The 14,636-nt window shown below is 72.0% G+C and carries 18 protein-coding genes; 10 read left to right on the forward strand and 8 right to left on the reverse strand.

From position 1 onward, the window contains the following. The first annotated feature begins 9 nt into the window (after nucleotides 1-9). Nucleotides 10-459 carry an N-acetyltransferase family protein gene (locus AC0VYD_RS01750; protein ID WP_475480153.1) on the forward strand — a complete coding sequence of 150 codons (450 nt, stop codon included), beginning with the start codon at nucleotides 10-12 and terminating at the stop codon, nucleotides 457-459. Here the strand turns inward: AC0VYD_RS01750 and AC0VYD_RS01755 are convergent. Next, on the reverse strand, nucleotides 450-2,162 hold the full coding sequence (locus AC0VYD_RS01755; RefSeq protein ID WP_475478270.1) for an MDR family MFS transporter: 1,713 nt from the start codon (nucleotides 2,160-2,162) through the stop codon (nucleotides 450-452). The two genes, AC0VYD_RS01750 and AC0VYD_RS01755, sit on opposite strands and share 10 nt — an antisense overlap. A gap of 192 nt (nucleotides 2,163-2,354) precedes the next feature. Here AC0VYD_RS01755 and AC0VYD_RS01760 point away from each other — a divergent pair, with 192 nt between their 5' ends. Next, a complete protein-coding gene (locus tag AC0VYD_RS01760; RefSeq protein WP_475478271.1) occupies nucleotides 2,355-2,957 on the forward strand; it encodes a TetR/AcrR family transcriptional regulator in 603 nt (200 codons plus the stop codon). A gap of 136 nt (nucleotides 2,958-3,093) precedes the next feature. On the opposite strand, the gene AC0VYD_RS01765 is transcribed toward AC0VYD_RS01760, so the two are convergent. Continuing rightward, on the reverse strand, nucleotides 3,094-3,414 hold the full coding sequence (locus AC0VYD_RS01765) for a hypothetical protein (RefSeq protein WP_475478272.1): 321 nt from the start codon (nucleotides 3,412-3,414) through the stop codon (nucleotides 3,094-3,096). A gap of 182 nt (nucleotides 3,415-3,596) precedes the next feature. On the opposite strand from AC0VYD_RS01765, the gene AC0VYD_RS01770 reads away from it, so the two are divergent. Next, the gene (locus AC0VYD_RS01770) at nucleotides 3,597-4,247 is read left to right on the forward strand and encodes a class I SAM-dependent methyltransferase (protein WP_475478273.1); all 651 of its coding nucleotides are present in this window, start codon (nucleotides 3,597-3,599) and stop codon (nucleotides 4,245-4,247) included. 76 nt (nucleotides 4,248-4,323) lie between these two features. Here AC0VYD_RS01770 and AC0VYD_RS01775 read toward each other — a convergent pair whose 3' ends face one another. Further along, on the reverse strand, nucleotides 4,324-4,704 hold the full coding sequence (locus tag AC0VYD_RS01775; RefSeq protein ID WP_191275515.1) for a RidA family protein: 381 nt from the start codon (nucleotides 4,702-4,704) through the stop codon (nucleotides 4,324-4,326). A gap of 188 nt (nucleotides 4,705-4,892) precedes the next feature. On the opposite strand from AC0VYD_RS01775, the gene AC0VYD_RS01780 reads away from it, so the two are divergent. Then, nucleotides 4,893-6,491, forward strand: a complete 1,599-nt coding sequence (locus tag AC0VYD_RS01780) for an N-acyl-D-amino-acid deacylase family protein (RefSeq protein ID WP_475478274.1) — start codon at nucleotides 4,893-4,895, stop codon at nucleotides 6,489-6,491. After that, a complete protein-coding gene (locus AC0VYD_RS01785) occupies nucleotides 6,488-7,393 on the forward strand; it encodes a sugar kinase (protein ID WP_475478275.1) in 906 nt (301 codons plus the stop codon). The genes AC0VYD_RS01780 and AC0VYD_RS01785 overlap by 4 nt, the downstream gene beginning before the upstream one ends. Nucleotides 7,394-7,425: 32 nt before the next feature. Here the strand turns inward: AC0VYD_RS01785 and AC0VYD_RS01790 are convergent, their stop codons facing one another. After that, nucleotides 7,426-7,791 carry a MerR family transcriptional regulator gene (locus tag AC0VYD_RS01790; protein ID WP_475478276.1) on the reverse strand — a complete coding sequence of 122 codons (366 nt, stop codon included), beginning with the start codon at nucleotides 7,789-7,791 and terminating at the stop codon, nucleotides 7,426-7,428. Nucleotides 7,792-7,855: 64 nt separating this feature from the next. Here AC0VYD_RS01790 and AC0VYD_RS01795 point away from each other — a divergent pair, with 64 nt between their 5' ends. Continuing rightward, on the forward strand, nucleotides 7,856-8,581 hold the full coding sequence (locus AC0VYD_RS01795) for an SDR family oxidoreductase (protein WP_475478277.1): 726 nt from the start codon (nucleotides 7,856-7,858) through the stop codon (nucleotides 8,579-8,581). Nucleotides 8,582-8,649: 68 nt separating this feature from the next. Here AC0VYD_RS01795 and AC0VYD_RS01800 read toward each other — a convergent pair whose 3' ends face one another. Then, the gene (locus tag AC0VYD_RS01800; protein ID WP_191275509.1) at nucleotides 8,650-8,961 is read right to left on the reverse strand and encodes a hypothetical protein; all 312 of its coding nucleotides are present in this window, start codon (nucleotides 8,959-8,961) and stop codon (nucleotides 8,650-8,652) included. A gap of 247 nt (nucleotides 8,962-9,208) precedes the next feature. Between AC0VYD_RS01800 and AC0VYD_RS01805 the strand changes: the two genes are divergently transcribed. Beyond that, on the forward strand, nucleotides 9,209-9,508 hold the full coding sequence (locus AC0VYD_RS01805; protein WP_475478278.1) for a DUF6412 domain-containing protein: 300 nt from the start codon (nucleotides 9,209-9,211) through the stop codon (nucleotides 9,506-9,508). Nucleotides 9,509-9,604: 96 nt separating this feature from the next. Beyond that, nucleotides 9,605-10,312, forward strand: coding sequence for a YidC/Oxa1 family membrane protein insertase (locus AC0VYD_RS01810; RefSeq protein ID WP_475478279.1), 708 nt, complete (start codon nucleotides 9,605-9,607; stop codon nucleotides 10,310-10,312). Nucleotides 10,313-10,369: 57 nt separating this feature from the next. On the opposite strand, the gene AC0VYD_RS01815 is transcribed toward AC0VYD_RS01810, so the two are convergent. The 3 genes from AC0VYD_RS01815 to AC0VYD_RS01825 form a co-directional block, all read right to left on the reverse strand. Continuing rightward, complete coding sequence (locus AC0VYD_RS01815; protein ID WP_475478280.1) at nucleotides 10,370-10,987, reverse strand: superoxide dismutase family protein; 618 nt, start codon at nucleotides 10,985-10,987, stop codon at nucleotides 10,370-10,372. A gap of 66 nt (nucleotides 10,988-11,053) precedes the next feature. Then, complete coding sequence (locus AC0VYD_RS01820; protein WP_475478281.1) at nucleotides 11,054-11,542, reverse strand: DUF3291 domain-containing protein; 489 nt, start codon at nucleotides 11,540-11,542, stop codon at nucleotides 11,054-11,056. Between the two features lie 32 nt (nucleotides 11,543-11,574). Further along, a complete protein-coding gene (locus AC0VYD_RS01825) occupies nucleotides 11,575-12,252 on the reverse strand; it encodes a helix-turn-helix transcriptional regulator (protein WP_475478282.1) in 678 nt (225 codons plus the stop codon). A gap of 84 nt (nucleotides 12,253-12,336) precedes the next feature. Between AC0VYD_RS01825 and AC0VYD_RS01830 the strand changes: the two genes are divergently transcribed. Together AC0VYD_RS01830 and AC0VYD_RS01835 are read left to right on the forward strand one after the other, a co-directional pair. Then, a complete protein-coding gene (locus AC0VYD_RS01830) occupies nucleotides 12,337-12,969 on the forward strand; it encodes a YigZ family protein (protein ID WP_475478283.1) in 633 nt (210 codons plus the stop codon). Between the two features lie 118 nt (nucleotides 12,970-13,087). After that, nucleotides 13,088-14,617 carry a hypothetical protein gene (locus AC0VYD_RS01835; protein WP_475478284.1) on the forward strand — a complete coding sequence of 510 codons (1,530 nt, stop codon included), beginning with the start codon at nucleotides 13,088-13,090 and terminating at the stop codon, nucleotides 14,615-14,617. The last annotated feature ends 19 nt before the right edge of the window (nucleotides 14,618-14,636 follow it).

Here is a 14,636-nt window from a genome sequence, read left to right on the forward strand (position 1 = left end):
CCGACAGCCATGATGATACGCGCGGCCATACGGTCTGACCTCGGTGCGATCCTGCGCCTCCTACGCGACCTCGGTGACACCACTCATACGCAGAGCGCGCACGTTCGCATGTCCTCAGCGGCCGTACGCGCCTGGACCCGGATGGAGAACGACCCCGACCGCACCGTCCTGGTGGCGGAGCGCAGGGGGCAGATCATCGGGACCCTGGACCTGCTGGTGGTGGCCAACCTGACCCACGACGCCCAGCCCTGGGCGGTGGTCGACAACCTCGTCGTCGATCCCGAGACCAGGCGCCAGGGCATCGGCAGGGCGCTCATGGAGGACGCCCTGGACCGCGCCACGCGCGCGGGCTGCTACAAGGTCGAACTGCTCTCCTACGAGGGCCGCCAGGGGACGCAGCAGTTCTACGCCTCCCTGGGCTTCGACGAGTCGTCCGCGGGCCTGCGCCGCTACCTCTGAGTCCCCGGCACGGCTTCGCCGGCCGGGGCCGTCCTCCCGGGGCCGCCGCGCAGCGGCACACCCCTCATGAACGACACCGCCACCAGGCCCAGCGCCGCGACGGGGATCCCGGCCACGAACACGCCCTGCATCGCGTGGTCGAAGGCGCCCACGATCACCTCGCGTACGGGTTCGGGCAGTGAGTGCACCAGCTCCGGAGAGCCCTGCGCCGAATCGGCCGCCTCCTCCAGGCCGATCGCCAGCGCCTCGGCGCCGGAGTCGGTGCCGTTCGCGGTGTCGGCGGCCAGGCGCTCCCGTGCGGCGGTGGCGGCGGAGGCGAGTTCGTCGTTGAGCCGGCTCACCATCACCGCGCCGAAGGCCGCCACGCCCATGGCACCGCCCAGGTTGCGGAAGAAGGTGACCGAGGCGGTCCCGGACGCGAGGTCCCGCACCGGCAGTGAGCTCTGGGTGGCCAGCAGCAGGAGCTGCATGTTGAGCCCGAAGCCGAGTCCCACGAGCATCTGCCCCGCGACGACCGTGGTCAGCCCGGGGTCGGCCTGGGCCAGGCTCAGCACGGTGAACCCGAGCACGCACAGCACCATGCCGACGACCGGGTAGGCCTTCCACCGGCCGGTCCCGCTCACCGCGAAGCCGGAGCCGATCGAGGTGACCAGGAACGAGCCCACCAGGGGCAGCGTCATCAGGCCGGACACGGTCGGGCTCATGCCGTGGACCATCTGGAGGTACTGCGGCATGTAGATGATCAGGCCGAACATCATCATGCCCACGGCCACCGAGCCGACGGAGGCCAGCACGAAGGTGCGGTCGCGGAACAGGCGGGCGGGGATGATCGGTTCCTTCGCGCGGCGCTCGACCAGGATCGCGGCGGCGGTCAGCAGCACCGAGGCGCCGCCCATGGCGTACGCGGCCGGTGAGTTCCACGGGATCTGGGTGCCGCCCAGGCTGATCAGGACGATCACCGTGCTGGCGGCGCCGAAGATCAGACCGGCGCCCAGCCAGTCCACGGACGGTTTGCGGCGCGGGGTGAACGGCATCCGGAACATGAACTGGATGACGCAGAACGCCACCACGGCGAGCGGAACGGTGATGAGGAAGCACCAGCGCCAGCCGAGCGGGCTGTCGACGAGGAAGCCGCCGACCAGGGGGCCGAGCACGGTGGAGACGCCGAAGACCATGCCGATCAGCCCGCTGTAGCGGCCGCGCTCCCGTGGGGAGACGACGTCGCCGAGGATGATGTTGGGCAGGGTGGCCAGGCCGCCTACGCCCAGTCCCTGGAGGGCGCGGGCGGCGATCAGCCAGTTGATGTCCTGGGCGAATCCGGCGGCGAGCGAGGCGGCGATGAAGACGCCGAGGGCGATCTGGAAGAGGAGTTTGCGTCCCCAGATGTCGGAGAGCTTGCCCCACACCGGTGTGGACGCGGTCATGGTCAGCAGGGCGGCCGTGGCGACCCAGGCCAGCCGGTCCTGGCCGCCGAGCTCGCCCATGATCGTCGGCAGGGCGGTGCCGATGATCGAGTTGGTGAGCATCGAGGTCAGCATCGCCAGCACGAGGCCGACCATGATCCGGCGCACGACCCGGCGCGGGGGGTACTCGGGTGCGGGCCCGGCCGGTTCGGCGGGGGACGGGGACGCCTGTGGGGGAGGGGACCCGGGGATCCGGGACGGTTTCCGTGGCTTGGATCTCCCGCGTACCGACTGTTCCATGAGGCCCCCGATTCCGGACGCACGAAAGCCCCACGGCACACACACCGGGGGCAAGCATCCACCTCAGGTATATGTAAACGCTGTTGACCTGTCAAATCGGTATCTCTACGCCCGTTCCGGTATGCGCCGGGTGCACCGAGGTGCCAACCTGGAAACCTGAAAGCCAGACCGCGGCCACCAAGGGGTGTGCAGATGGACCATCCGGACAGGACCGGAGGCGGTGCCGAGGCACCGGTGCGTGGCCGTGAGGCGACCAGGGAACGAATTCTCGCCAGCGCGAAGGCGTTGTTCACCAGCGAGGGGTACGGGGCGGTCTCCTCCCGCAAGATCGCCTCGCACGCGGGGGTGAACGTCGCCCTGATCAACCGCTACTTCGGGTCCAAGGCCGGACTGCTCACCGAGATCCTGCGCGAGGACGGCGTCTTCCCCAGGCTGATCGAGGAGGGTCCGCCGGAGGGGCTGACGGAACGGCTGGCCGAACACTCGGTCAGCCGACTGCACGGCGAGGGGAGCCCGCTCCAGCTGTCGCTGGACGACTCGGCCGGCGACCCCGACCTCCAGGCGGTCTACCAGGGGCGGCTCAAGAGCGCGCTGATCGAGCCCCTCGCCGCCTACCTGGGCGGCAGGGACGCGCGCGTGCACGCCTCCCTGGTCGCCGCCGTGCTGATGGGAGTGGGCCGGGTCCGGCGGGTGGAGGGCGCGACCGCCCTGCGCGCGCACGACCGCGAACAGCTCAAGGAGCGGGTGCTGGCCCTGTTGGAACTGTGCCTGAAGGACTTCGACGCCTCCGATTAGGGAGTCCGGGCCTTGGGTTGCTCCCGGGCCCGGCGGCCCCTCCCGGGGCGCACGGTCGCCGAACGCGAGGGCCCCGGCCCTCCCGGGGAGAGGGGCGGGGCCCTGCGGGACGAGGTGTCCCGGGCGCTCCGGGGGCCTAGAGCGGCAGGGCGCTGACCGCCGCGGCGACGCCGCCGATCGGCAGGATGAACGCCCAGTACTGCATCGGCACGAAGAAGAACGTGTGCGCGTTGCGGTACACCACCGGCTGGCCGGTGGCGGGGTGGAAGCCCTGCCTGGGCGCGTTCAGCTTCCTGCCGGCGAAGTAGACGCCCACGGCGCCGAGGACGAGGCCCGCGCCCGCACCGAGGCCCGCGGAGTCGCTGCCCAGGAATTCGGCCGCGAGGAAGCCGAGGGGGACGGTGAAGACCGCCGCGATGAGGACGACGAGAATGCCCCAGCCGTTCCAGATGATCATGTTTGACCTCTATGAGCTGTTTTCGTGGGGGTGTGGACGGTCAGTGGGATACGTGTGGCGAATGGGTTGTTCGGGGTTTTTCCTGAGTCGCGGGGCGGATGCCTCGCTTTTTGCCGTTCCGGCAAGGGGACTCGCTCGGCCCGCCGCCACCGAGCAGAGTGGTAGGCGGAGGTGGTCGGCACATGGCCCACGAACACGAGTCCCTGCCCGAGGAGATGGGCGAGGACTTCTGGAACGAGCGGTACCGCTCCGGTGAGCGGATCTGGAGCGGGCGGCCCAACCGGCACCTGGTCGCGGAGGCCGGGGAGCTGCCCCCGGGGAGGGCGCTGGACGTCGGCAGCGGCGAGGGCGCGGACGCGCTGTGGCTGGCCGAGCGGGGATGGCGGGTGACCGCGGTCGACATCTCGTTCGTGGCGCTGGACCGGGCCGCGGCGCACGCCGCCGAGCGGGCACCGGACATCGCGGAACGGATTACCTGGCTGGAGGCGGACGTGACCCGGTGGTCTCAGCCGACGCCCGGGTTCGACCTGGTCACGGCCCAGTTCATGCACCTCTACCCGGATCCCCGGGCGCGGTTGTTCGCGGGCCTGGCCACCGCGGTGGCGCCCGACGGTGAGCTCCTGGTGGTCGCGCACCACCCCAGTGACCTGGAGCAGGGGGTGCCGCGTCCGCCGGACCCCGAGCTGTTCTACGGGGGTGAGGAGGTGGTCGCCGCGCTCGCCGAGGGGGAGTGGGAGGTGCTCGTCGACGAGGCCCGGCCGGGGGAGCAGACCCTGGACGGCACCACCTACACCGTGCACGACCTGGTGGTCAGGGCGCGCCGTATCGGGTAGGTGGTGGTCAGGGGGCCGGCCGCGCCGGTGGAACCGCCTGTCGGGGCGGCCGGTCCGTCACAGGTGCGGAGTGTCGTCAGTCGCGGAGCTTGGCGACGACGTCGATTTCGACGAGGATGTTCGCCAGGTCCGAGCCCACGGTGGTCCGCACCGGGTAGGGGGCGGTGAAGTGCTGTTCGTAGACGGCGTTGAACTCCGGGAAGTCCGCCTTGAGGTTCTCCAGGTGGACGGTGGCCTTGACGACGTCGTCGAGGGTGAGGCCGTGTTCGGCGAGTACGGCGGAGACGTTGGCCAGTACCTGGGCGGTCTGTTCACCCACGGTCGGCGCGACCCGCCCGGTTTCGGGGTCCTGGGGACCGAACCCGGCCGTGTACAGGAACCCGCCCGCCACGACGCCCTGGCTGTAGGCTCCGGCCGGAGCGGGGGCCCTGTCGGTCCGGACCGCCTTCTTGGACATGTGACTCCTTCGGTCGGGTCTGGTGTGCACCTGCGCGTGCCGGTGCCCGTGCTGGTCCGCCGGCGGCAGGTCACATTTACTGGCAACAAAGTTACCAATTTTCTTTCGCGCAGCGTATCTTGGGCCACACCGGCACGTCGGCGGCAGCCTCGCCGCACCGGGCGCCGGGGACCCCGAACGGAGGAACAGTGCAGCCCGAGACCGTACTCGCCGGAGGACGGGTGATCGACGGCAGCGGCGGCCCCTCCCGCCTCGCCGACCTCGTCCTGCGCGACGGCCGCATCAGCCATATCGTCCCGCCGGGGAGCGCCAGGACCACCGGAGACGTGATCGACGTGACCGGGCTCGCGGTCGCCCCCGGGTTCATCGACATGCACGCCCACTCCGACCTCGCCCTGCTCGCCGACCCCGCCCACGAGGCCAAGGTCTGCCAGGGCGTCACCCTGGAGGTGCTGGGCCAGGACGGGCTCGGCTACGCCCCCGTCACCGACGGCACCGCCGAACCGATCCGCGAACAGATCGCCGCCTGGAACGGGACACCGGAACTCGACCACTCCTGGCGCACGGTCGGCGAGTACCTCGACCGGATCGACCGCGGCTCCGCGACCAACGCCGCCTACCTCGTCCCCCAGGGCAACGTCCGGATGGCGGTGGTGGGCAACGAGGACCGGCCGGCCACGGAAGCCGAGGTCGACCGCATGCGCACCATCGTCGCCCGGGGCATGGCCGACGGCGCGCACGGGCTCTCCTCCGGCCTGACCTACACCCCCGGCATGTACGCCGGCGACGACGAGATCGTCGCCCTCCTCGAACCCGTCCGTGCGGCGGGCGGCTACTACTGTCCCCACCACCGCAACTACGGCTCCAGGGTCGTGGAGTCCTACCAGGAGTGCCTGGACGTGGCCCGCCGCGCCCACGTGCCCCTCCATCTCGCGCACTGCCACGTCAACTTCCCGCAGAACCGGGGCCGGGCCCCCGAGGTCCTCGACGCCATCGACGAGGCCACCGTCCGGTACGGCCTCGACGTCACCCTCGACAGCTACCCCTACCGGGCCAGCGCCACCTACCTCGGCGCCCCGCTGCCGAGCTGGTCCCAGGAGGGCGGGACCGCCGCCGTGCTCGACCGCCTGCGCGACCCCGGCACCCGGGCCCGCATCCTGCACGAGATCGAGGTGGAGGGCACCGACGGCAACCATGGCATCCCGATGGACTGGAGCACCCTCGTCGTCACCGGGACCGCGGACCCCGCGCTCTCCTGGGCCGTGGGCTCCTCCGTAGCCGACCTCGCCGAACAGCGCGGCGAGGCCCCGGGCCGGGTGTACGCCGACCTGCTGGTCGCCGACGAACTCCGCAGCGGCTGCCTCCTCCAGGTCGGCAACGAGGAGAACATCCGCGCGATCATGCGGCACAGCGCCCATACCGCCGGCAGCGACGGCATCCTCGTCGGCGACCGGCCGCACCCCCGGGGCTGGGGCACCTTCCCCCGCTACCTGGGCCACTACGTGCGCGAACTCGGCGTCCTCAGCCTGGAGGAGTGCGTCCGCCACCTGACCTCGCGCCCCGCCCAACGGCTCGGCCTCACCGACCGGGGGTCCATCCAGCTCGGCGCCGTCGCCGACCTCGTCGTGTTCGACCCCGACACCGTGGACGCCCGGGCCACCTACGAGGACCCGCGCCGCACCCCCGTGGGCGTCGAACACGTCATGCTCGCCGGCGAGTTCACCCTCCGGGACGGCAGGCGCACCGACCGCCTGCCCGGCCGGTCGGTCCGCAGGGGCCGCCGATGAGCGGGATCGACGCGGTCTGCGTCGGAGAGACCATGGCCGTGCTCACCTCCCCCGAGGCCCTGGCGGAGGGGACCCGGCTGAGCGTGGGCACCGGCGGGGCGGAGTCGAACACCGCCGTGGCGCTGGCCCGGCTCGGACACCGGGCCGCCTGGGTGAGCCGGGTCGGCGACGACCCCTTCGGCAGGATCGTCACCGGCGCCGTCGCCCGCCGCGGGGTCGACGTGCGCGGGGTGGAGGTGGATCCCGGACACCCAACCGGCCTGTACGTGAAGGACACCGCGCCCGGCGGGGCGGGGGTCCTGTACTACCGGCGGGGGTCGGCGGCCTCGACGATGTCCGCCGCGGACGCGGAGAAGGTGTGGTCCCGGGGGCCCCGGCTGGTGCACCTGTCCGGGATCACCCCGGCGCTGTCCGCCCGCTGCGCCACCCTGGTCGAGTACCTGCTCGACCGGCGCTCCGGAAACGGCGCGCTGCGTTCCTTCGACGTCAACCACCGGCCCGCCCTGTGGGCCGCACGCGAGGCCGGGCCGGTGCTGCTGGACCTGGCGCGCCGGGCCGACGTGGTGTTCGTCGGCCGTGACGAGGCCGAACGCCTGTGGGGCACCCCCGCCGCGGAGGACGTCCGCGCGGTCCTCCCGGAGGTGCCGACCCTGGTGGTCAAGGACGCCGCGCACGGGGCGACGTGTTTCGAGGGGGCGGACACCGTCTTCGTGCCCGCCCCGCCGGTCGAGGTCGTGGAGGAGGTCGGCGCGGGCGACGCCTTCGCCGCCGGGTACCTGTCCGGCCTGCTGAAGGGCCTGCCCGCCGACCGCCGCCTCGCCCTGGGCCACGCGGCCGCGGGCGAGGTCCTGCGTTCGCGCGGCGACACCCTCGAGAGCGTCCCCCGGGAGCCGGGGCCCTGAGGGCGGGGCGCCGCTGGTGCCGGCCGCAGTTCTCAGCGAGCAGCCGGGAGCTGTCCGCTGTGGTCGTCGCCGGCGGTGATGAGATCGTCGAGCCGGTGAAGCGTGTGGGTCATTTCCTCGACCCGGTCCGCGAGGCGGTCGCGTTCGGTGCGCAGCATGTGGCGCTGCGTTTCAGTGGTGCGGCCGTTGTTCACGCAGGGCAGCAGCGTCGCGATGGAGCGGCTGCTGAGGCCGGCCGCGTAGAACCGCTGGAACAGGCGTACCGCCTCGACAGCGTCCTCGGTGTAGCGGCGCTGCCCCGACGCTGTCCGCTCTGGGCTGAGCAGGCCCTGCTCCTCGTAGTAGCGCAACGCCCGCACGCTCACCCCGGCCCGACGCGCGAGCTCGCCGATCTTCATCGTCCGCTTTCCGCCTTTCCTGCACTTGACCCTCACGCCGACGTGAGGTTTTAGTGTAGCGGGCATGGACATGAGAAACGAGATCGCCCTGGTCACAGGGGCTAACCGGGGTATCGGGCGCAGCTTCGTCACCGAGTTGCGGCGCAGGGGCGTCACAAAGGTCTATGCGGCCGCCCGCCGACCGGAGACCGTGCCCGAGGCGCCCGGAGTCGTCCCGCTGGAACTGGACGTCACCGACGACGGGTCCGTGACCCGGGCCGCGGCCACGGCCAGTGACACGACACTGCTCATCAACAACGCCGGAGTCTCGACCTTTGCGCGCCTCACCGACGGTGCCGAGGACGACATCCGGCTGGAGATGGAGACCAACTTCTTCGGCACCCTGCGCACGGTACGCGCCTTCGCGCCGGTCCTGGCCGCCCACGGCGGCGGTGCCGTGCTGAACGTGCTGTCGGTCATGGCGTGGATGGCGTTCGAGCACTCCAACAGCTACGGGGCGTCCAAGGCCGCGGCCTGGGCGCTGACCAACGGTGTCCGGTACGAACTGGCCGCCCAGGGCACCCAGGTCACGGCGCTGGCCATGGCGAGCGTCGACACCGAAATGATGGCCGGCATCGAGGACGAGAAGTCGGATCCCGACGCGATCGCCCGGGAAGCGCTGAGTGGACTGGAGGCCGGTTCCCTCGAAGTGCTGGCCGACGGGCGCACGGCCCGGTGGAAGGCCCGGATCGGCGAGGACCCGGCCCTGCTGTACCCGCAACTGTCCGTACGGGACGCCGCCAGGCCGTAAGGCCGTACCGCCCGGGGCGGAGGCGGACACCCTCGGCCGCTGTCCCGGGCCGGCGCCTGCGTGACCCTCTAGCCGATGACGATGGCCCCGGCCAGGACCGGGGTGCCGAAGCGTACGGAGCCGTTCCCGGAGGCCAGGGTGCGGCTGCCCTGGCAGCTGGTGCCCGCGAAGAGGGCGAACCGGGACTCGCCGTCGATCTCGACGACCCCTCCCTGGCCGGTCTCCAGGACGCGGCAGCCGCCGTTCTCCACGGTCTGCTCGTGTCCGGACTCGAAGGTGACGCGGACCGGCGCGGTCTCCTCCTCCTTGCTCGACATCCCCGAGATGGCTCCGGCGATGGTGGCGGACATGGTGGCAAGGTTCGCAGGGCGGATCGGCACGGGATTCCCCTCTTCACCGGGCTCACACGAGCCCTCAAGACACAGGTACTCAAGACGCGGCCGGGCGCAGGAGGCGCTGCCGAGTACGGAGTTGGCTACTCTGTGTCATTTAGCTACAGGATCACGTGAATGGAGGGGACCGGCGGCGGAGTGTCGGCGGATTTCTCCCTGGGGTGAACGGGTGCTTTGTCGGCTTGGTGCCGTCTGGGTACGATCGGTTCCACCGGACGGGGGAGGGAGGAAGCGCGTGCAGTACCTGCTGCCGTTCCTGGAGTTCCTCACCTTCGGTTTCCTGCCCGCCGACCTCCCGTTGCCCGGTGTTCCGGGCGGGGCCCTGACCCTCCTGGTCGTGGCGGTCGGCGCGGTCCTGACCTGGATGGCCCTGCGCGGCACGGCCCCGTGGCCGGTCGGCGACACCGCCACCGGTACGGCGCACGCGATGCGCCGCAGATCGAGGAAGCTTCCGGTCCTCACACTGTGTGACCCCGACGCGGCGGGCAGGCCGCGTCCCAGGGCACCGGGCGCGGCCCTTCCGGCCGCTCGCTGACCCGCGCCCCGGGGCGGTGTCCACACACGCCCCCGCCGCGCCGCGGCTCCGAGCGGCCCGACGTCTGAACACCCCATCCGGACGAAGGGCCTCACCTTGTACACCCTCGGGCCGATCGCGGCCGCCATCAACCTGCTCTCCGCTGTCCTCGCCGCACTGACCGGCATACTCACCCCGCTCACCGGAGCCCTGGCCGCCGGGCTGGCGGTCCTCGCCCTGACCGTCGCCGTCCGGCTCCTCCTGCTGCCGTTGGGGGTGGCCCAGGTGCGAGCGGAGAAGCAGCGCGCCCGGCTCGCGCCCCGGCTGGCCGAGATCTCCGAACGCCACGGGAGGAACCCGGAACGGATGGTCGCCGAACAGCGCAGGGTCTACGCCGAGGCGGGGACCTCTCCGCTGGCCGGGTGCCTGCCGGGGCTGGCCCAGATCCCGCTGGTCATCGCCCTGTACGGGCTGTTCGTCGGGGCCGGCGCCGGTGAGGAGCCGTTGCTCGCGCACACCTTCGGCGGCGTCGAACTGGGTTCCACCCTCGTCTCCAGCGCCGAAGGGCTCTTCATCGCACCCGTCTTCGCCGTACTCCTCGCGCTGCTGGCCCTGGTGGCCTGGGCCAACCGCCGTTACGTGGTCCTGCCGATGACGAGGAACGGCCCGGTGCGTTCCCCGATGCTCGGGGCGCTGTCCTACATGCCGTTCACGACGGTGGCCGTCGCCGCGTTCGTGCCGTTGGCGGCCGGGCTCTACCTGTTCGCCTCGACCGCCTGGGCGCTCGCGGAGAAGGTCGTCCTGCGCCGGGTACTGCCGGACTGAGTTCCAGTGCCTCCCCGGCCCCGCGCGCCGGAGTCGGGGCCGACCGGGGCCGGTCCCCTAGAACTCGACGGTCACGCAGGCCAGGCGGTCGCCCGCGCTGCCCGCGTGGCCCTCGTGGGTGGCGGTGTGCTCGTCGTGCAGGACCAGGGACTGCGCCTCGCCCTCGCGGAACTCCCAGTCGACGGTGGCGGTGACGAAGGCGTTGCCGCCGTCGTCGGTGGTCATGTCCAGCCAGACCTCGTTCTCGGGGTTGGCGTACTCGGGGTCGCTGGAGGGCTCGCCCTCCGCGGCCTCGGGGTCGACCTCGTTCTGGTAGTGCGGTCCGGCGTCGCCGGGGTCGTCGCCGCACTTGCCGGTGTGCACGTGGGCGCCGAAGTCCCGGTCCGCCTCCAGGCCGGTCCCGGTGAACTGCACGAAGGTGGAGCCCTCCTGGACACGGACCTGGACGTCCGCGGTGGCGCCCTCTGGGACGGCGGTCTCGTCGTAGGTGACCGCCCCGGCGCCCTGCCCCGGCGGGAGGAAGGTCGAGGCGGTCACGCTCGGGGCGGTGGTGGGCTGGGCCGCCGGGCTGTCGGTGGCGGCCGATCCGTCGTTGGTGGAGGGCGTTCCCTGGGCGCAGCCGGTGGCGAGGAGGGCGGTCAGGGCCAGACCGGTGGCCGTTGGCGTAATGCGCATCTCGGGACTCCCGGGTGTTTGTTGCTGTGGATGCCCGCAACGTTACCCAAGGTGTGTGTCAGATAACTACGGGTGCGAGAACTGTGGTGTGGCCGGAGGGTCGAAGGGGTCCCTGAGCGTGAACGCGTCGGGGCCGGGGCCCTTGGCGCGCAGGGTTTCCAGGCGCCGCCCGCCCTCCTCCGGTGTGGGGACGGTACCAGCAGGAATCCACCACAGCGCCAGATGGGCGCCGGAGAACCGGTGGAACCAGTCCCTGCGCTGGCGCAACAGCTCCAGGTGCTCGGTCCGGTAGGTGAAATCCCACAGCGACTGCACCGTCTCCCACACCGAGAGGTTCACCAGGACCTCGGTGCCGAACGGGCGCATCTTCGTCGCGTCCGGCTCCCCCTCCTCGGCCAGCCGCCACACGAAGCCGGGAGAGCGGTCGGCCAGGGCGTTGATCGGGTCGAGGAGGTCGGTGAACCCCGACATCGAGGGTTGGTCCAGGGGTTCCTTGAGCGTGCCGACGTTGATCTGGGCGAGATGGAACGAGGGGTGGGGTGAGGGGTTGCTCATGGGGTCAGGACACCACGGGCCCGGTTTCTATGTCAAGAATCATTGTTTTTGGAAATGACCACGCAGCACCGCCCGGCTTCCGGGGCCAGCCGGGCCTCGGCGGCCTCCTCCCCCCGCGCCTGGGCACGGGCGGCGAGCATGCCCCGCACCAGTTCCAGGTTGAGGCCGCAGGCCAGCGGCGGGAAGTCCCGGGCCAGCCGGTGGAACGGGCAGTTGCGCAGCCGGAACCCGGACCCGCCCGCCTCCCCCTCGGGGTCGGCCTCGGGCTCGTAACCCCGTGCACGCAGCAGTTCCAGCACCGACCCCGCCTCGGTGGCCGCGCCGATCCGGCGCCCCTCCTCCCGGGCCGCCGCGTGCAGGGACTCCTCCGCGCCGTGCCGTTCCACCGCCTCGGCCAGCACCCGGGCGGCCAGTTCGTAGTCGCGCGGCGGCAACTGGATCGAGACCTCGTGCGCCGAACGCCGGTACAGCTTGGCCGGTCGGCCCGACCCCGGCCCCTCGCGGCCGCTCACCTTGCGCCGGACCACCTCCAGCAGGCCCGCCTCCGCCAGCCGGTCCAGGTGGTGCGCCGCCAGCGTGCGCTGGATTCCGAGCGCCTCCGCGGCCTCACCCCGCCCGACCTCGCCCCCCGAGTCCGCGACGTAGTCGTACAGCCTGCGCCGCAGGGGGTCGCCGAGGGCCCGGGCGGCATCGATTGTGGAGTCGTCCATGCCCCCATTGTGCTCCGGCAAAGCCCGGCCCCGTCGGGATGGCAGACTGGTGCGGCCCACCACGACCCCTGCTGAACAGGCGACATGCGAACGATCAGACGCGGCGGCGAACACGAGATCGAGATCAGGAAGTCCCGGTTCATCTGTGCCATGGCCAGAGCGGACAGTGAGGACTCCGCCCGCGCGTTCATCGCCGCGAGGCGCAAGGAGCACTGGGGTGCCAACCACAACTGCACCGCCTACGTGCTGGGCGACGACGGCGCGGTACAGCGCTCCAGCGACGACGGGGAACCCGCCGGGACCGCGGGGGTCCCCATGCTGGAGGTCCTGCGCCACCGCGGGATCACCGACACCGTCGCCGTGGTCACCCGCTACTTCGGCGGGACCAAACTCGGGGCGGGCGGCCTCATCCGCGCCTACGGGAACTCGGTGTCCGCCGCGGTCGAGGAGTTCGGGCTGCTGGAGCGCCGTCAGCTGCTGGTGGTGGACGTGTTCGCCGACTACGTCCTGGGCGGGCGGCTGGAGAGCGACCTGCGCGACTCCTCCCTCACCGTCCGGGATGTGGCCTACGAGGACCGGGTCCGCATCGAGGTGGCGCTCCCCGAGGCCGACCTGCCCGGCTTCGAGATCCGGCTGGCCGAGCTGACCGGAGGCAGGGCCGCCTTCGAGGTGAGGGGCACCACGGTCGTCGAGGTGGAACCCGGGTCCGGCTCCTGAAGGCACGGGTGGCGCGTACACAGAGCGGTAACGAGTGGTCGGCCCTGTGTACCCACCCGACCGTTTCCCGGCTTAGGATTTGCCGTGAACGTCATCGTTTCGTGGGGAGAGACCGTCAATGCGCAGCTCACGCGTGCCCCAGGCCCTGACCTGTGGCCTTGCGGTGCTGCTGGTCGCGGGGTGCACCGAGGACCCCGAACCGCCCGCACCCGCTCCCGAGGAGGAGCCCTCCCCGGTCCCCACCGCCTTCGCGGGCGAGGCGCCGCCCGGAATCGAGGGCGACGTCCTGCGCTACCTGCACGGTGACGGAGCCGAGGTCCACGACATCCTGGACGATCCCCTGGGCGTGCGCATCAGTCCCGTCGGCGGGGCCTTCCTGATCAGCTCCGGGGGCGAGGACCGCCACCTGCTGCACGACGCGGCCACCGGCGAGACCCTCTGGGAGGGGCAGGCGCGCTTCCGCGGGTTCGACGTCGACTCCGGGGGCGAGACCGTCCTGCTCATGGCGGACGGTGACGAGGCCCCCTTCGTCCTGGGCGCGGACGGCGAGACCCGCTGGGAACCGGAGGCCCCCGGGGACGCCTACCTCGACGGGGTGGCGGTGCGCCGCCCGGCCGAGTGGAGCACGGAGGAGCCCTACGGCGACTACTCCGTACTGGACACCGACGGCGGTGAGCTGTGGTCCTACACCTTCGAGCCTGAGCCGGAGGAGGACGAGGAGGACCCGGAGTCCGAGGGGGATCCCGAGGACGCCGGGACCGAAGAAGGCGAGGAGCCCGAGGAGGGCGGGGAGGACGCGGACGAGGCCGGGGAGGGGCCCGGTCAGCTCGGCGTTCCGGTGGCCGCCTGGGACGACACCGTGCTGCTGGACTCCGGCGACTCTGCCCTGCACGCCCACTCCCTGGACCCGGAGGAGGCCGGGGAGCGCCTGTGGTCCGCGAGCGCGGGCGACGAGGAGCTGGACCTGCCCGCCACCGCGCCGGTCTCGGTACCGCAGGTCCTCGGTGTCTTCCGGACGCCCGCGCCCGAGGGGGAAGAGGCCGGGGAAGAGGACGGTGAGGAGGACGGGGCCGGACCGGACGTGGTCCTGCTGCGCTGGGCCCAGCCCGAGGCGCCCTCGATCCTGTCCGCGCACGACGCCGCCGACGGCACCCCGCTGTGGACCCTGGAGGAGGCGGGGACCAACCCGGTCTCCCGGAAGTTCGACGAGGCCGGGGCCCCGGGCAGCCTCTACGACACCGACACCGCGACCCTGCTGCTGCCGCAGGCCAGCGGTGAGGCCACGTTCGTCGCCGTGGACCTGGTCGCGGGCGAGGTCCGCTGGGGCCTGGAGGAGGAGGCCGGTTCGATCTCACCGGCCTTCGCGCACGGCGGCCTGGTCTACGGGGACCTGCGCTCCAACGAGGAGGGCGACCCGCAGTTGGTGCTGGACGCCGAGACCATGGACGTGGTCGGTGAGGACCTCTCCGCGTACGTGGAGGCGGTCACCGACACCGGGCACGCCATCCTCGTCCAGGACCGCCAACGGTTCGTCTTCGGCCCCGAGCCCGAGCCCGAGGAGGAGAACAGCGAGGCCCCCGACGGCTCCGAGCCCCCCGAGGACGGGGACGAAGACACCGGGGACGCCCCGGAGGGCGACGCCGGCTGACGGCCCCGCCGGAACACGT

The sequence above is a fragment of the Nocardiopsis sp. iso_40 genome, from assembly GCF_056173285.1.

What these genes read in the sequence shown, in the direction of transcription:
- AC0VYD_RS01750 (WP_475480153.1), top strand. Translation starts at nt 10, where the DNA reads ATGATGATACGCGCGGCCATACGGTCTGACCTCGGTGCGATCCTGCGC.
- AC0VYD_RS01755 (WP_475478270.1), bottom strand. Translation starts at nt 2,162, where the DNA reads ATGGAACAGTCGGTACGCGGGAGATCCAAGCCACGGAAACCGTCCCGG.
- AC0VYD_RS01760 (WP_475478271.1), top strand. Translation starts at nt 2,355, where the DNA reads ATGGACCATCCGGACAGGACCGGAGGCGGTGCCGAGGCACCGGTGCGT.
- AC0VYD_RS01765 (WP_475478272.1), bottom strand. Translation starts at nt 3,414, where the DNA reads ATGATCATCTGGAACGGCTGGGGCATTCTCGTCGTCCTCATCGCGGCG.
- AC0VYD_RS01770 (WP_475478273.1), top strand. Translation starts at nt 3,597, where the DNA reads ATGGCCCACGAACACGAGTCCCTGCCCGAGGAGATGGGCGAGGACTTC.
- AC0VYD_RS01775 (WP_191275515.1), bottom strand. Translation starts at nt 4,704, where the DNA reads ATGTCCAAGAAGGCGGTCCGGACCGACAGGGCCCCCGCTCCGGCCGGA.
- AC0VYD_RS01785 (WP_475478275.1), top strand. Translation starts at nt 6,488, where the DNA reads ATGAGCGGGATCGACGCGGTCTGCGTCGGAGAGACCATGGCCGTGCTC.
- AC0VYD_RS01790 (WP_475478276.1), bottom strand. Translation starts at nt 7,791, where the DNA reads ATGAAGATCGGCGAGCTCGCGCGTCGGGCCGGGGTGAGCGTGCGGGCG.
- AC0VYD_RS01795 (WP_475478277.1), top strand. Translation starts at nt 7,856, where the DNA reads ATGGACATGAGAAACGAGATCGCCCTGGTCACAGGGGCTAACCGGGGT.
- AC0VYD_RS01815 (WP_475478280.1), bottom strand. Translation starts at nt 10,987, where the DNA reads ATGCGCATTACGCCAACGGCCACCGGTCTGGCCCTGACCGCCCTCCTC.
- AC0VYD_RS01820 (WP_475478281.1), bottom strand. Translation starts at nt 11,542, where the DNA reads ATGAGCAACCCCTCACCCCACCCCTCGTTCCATCTCGCCCAGATCAAC.
- AC0VYD_RS01825 (WP_475478282.1), bottom strand. Translation starts at nt 12,252, where the DNA reads ATGGACGACTCCACAATCGATGCCGCCCGGGCCCTCGGCGACCCCCTG.
- AC0VYD_RS01830 (WP_475478283.1), top strand. Translation starts at nt 12,337, where the DNA reads ATGCGAACGATCAGACGCGGCGGCGAACACGAGATCGAGATCAGGAAG.
- AC0VYD_RS01835 (WP_475478284.1), top strand. Translation starts at nt 13,088, where the DNA reads ATGCGCAGCTCACGCGTGCCCCAGGCCCTGACCTGTGGCCTTGCGGTG.